Below are 1,639 nucleotides of genomic sequence, written 5' to 3' on the forward strand. Positions count from 1 at the left end.
TAGGGCTTCCTGAAAAACTTGCTTCAAATTTCTGTGCATAACCCCGGCCGACCCTGGAGAGGGCTTCCAATTTGACTCAGGATAAGCAGATTATAAAAAAGCCAAAAAAGAATGGCCTTCAGCCATCTTTCCAGGTTCATCACCAGGAAGGTTATCAGCACAGCGGTTTCGGCAGTGCTTGCCAGTTTGCACATCACCCGGCCGAGGCCGAAGCGGCGTTTTGCCTGGCCGAACTTGCCTTCAACCGCATTGCGTTCCACCTCATCCTGGTAGACCTGCTTTCGGATCTCTCTGCTGATTTGCGCATCCTTGGGCGGCCTTCCCAGGGGCGGCCCAGAAAGCCGGATACCATGTTTTTTGCAGAATCGCCGATTCTCCTGATTCCGGTATATCTTGTCTGCGTGCACCGATTCCGGCCAGCATCCAAACAGTTGGCGGTATTTTTTGACCTGGGCTATCAGATCCCCGCTCTCGTTGTAGCTGTCCCAGCTGAGCCGATCCACAAAACCGTATCCGTTGATCACGCTCACAGATATCTTGGCGCCAAACTCGGTGGAAGCACCTGCCTTGCCCCGCTTGATAGGCCGGACATGGGGCTGGGAGATGCTGACAATGCGGTCTTCGATGCGGTTGGCTTTGTTTTCAAACATGGATTTCTGCTGACGCCGGACCTCTTCGATGACCAGCAGGTTTTTATATTGTCTTCGGTCCAGAAGGCCAAGCCCGTGTTGATTAGCCAAGCTGGAGATGGTTTTGAGGTTGCGGGCCAGATATCCCAGCTGCTGGCGCATGACCTGCCGGCGCTGGCGTTTGGAGAGTTTTTTCTTCTTGGCAGCCGCCAAAAACTGTTTTCTGGCTTTTTGCCGGTAGGTTCGGGGTTTTCTCTTTTTTCCTTTTGCGGGTTCATGCAGTGCATCAATGATTTCTTCGCTTTTTTCCCGGGCCTCATTGACGATTTTCAGGTCAGTGGGGTAGGTGATGTCGGCCGGAGCACAAGAGGCGTCCAGGAGCAGTTTGCCCTGGTTGCCGCCCTGGCTTGTGCCCGAAGGCGGTCCTTGGTCATCATCTTTGCCCGAAAGCTTTTTGCCTTTCTGTTTGGGCTTTTCCCCGCTGCTCATGGCTTTGGTGGAGATGCGATCATTGATTGCTCTCAGCGCCTCCTTGCCCAGGCGTTTTCTGAAGTGCACGAACATGGTCGGATGAAAAGGAGCTTCTTCGCCGTATTCTTCCAATCCCAGAAAGTACTGCAGATAGGGGTTCTCCCGGATCTGCTCCACGGTTTCTTCATCCGAGGTGCCAAGCCGTTCCTTGATAATCAAGGCGCCCAGGGCCACTCTCACCGACATGGCAGGCGCACCCATACCGGTGCCGGCAAGGCTGCTGGCATAGAGTTCTTCAAATTCGTGCCAGGGGATGAGCTTGGCAAGCTTGACCCAGCGGTTGTCGCTTCTGAGCCTGCCGCCGAAAGGCAGGTAGAAATCCTCAAACTTCAACTGCTTCTGGTTGTCTCGATACATGTTTGGTCACGCTATAGGTGCAAGGTTTTGAAGGTGTAGTGCCGAATATGCTTGGATTTATATTTTGTACTATAGCATACTAATATAATAAAATCAAATATTTATTTTTATTCAGGAGTCCC

At 52.3% G+C, this 1,639-nt stretch carries 1 protein-coding gene; it reads right to left on the bottom strand.

What is annotated here, in order from left to right; all coding sequences use genetic code 11:
* Nucleotides 1-23: 23 nt before the first annotated feature.
* On the bottom strand, nucleotides 24-1,517 hold the full coding sequence (locus tag HNR65_RS17760) for an IS5 family transposase (RefSeq protein WP_232364837.1): 1,494 nt from the start codon (nucleotides 1,515-1,517) through the stop codon (nucleotides 24-26).
* Nucleotides 1,518-1,639: the final 122 nt, after the last annotated feature.

This window comes from Desulfosalsimonas propionicica (assembly GCF_013761005.1).
GTDB lineage: Bacteria > Desulfobacterota > Desulfobacteria > Desulfobacterales > Desulfosalsimonadaceae > Desulfosalsimonas > Desulfosalsimonas propionicica.

Coding starts and splice junctions, on each gene's coding strand:
- HNR65_RS17760 (WP_232364837.1), bottom strand. CDS start 1,517: ATGTATCGAGACAACCAGAAGCAGTTGAAGTTTGAGGATTTCTACCTG.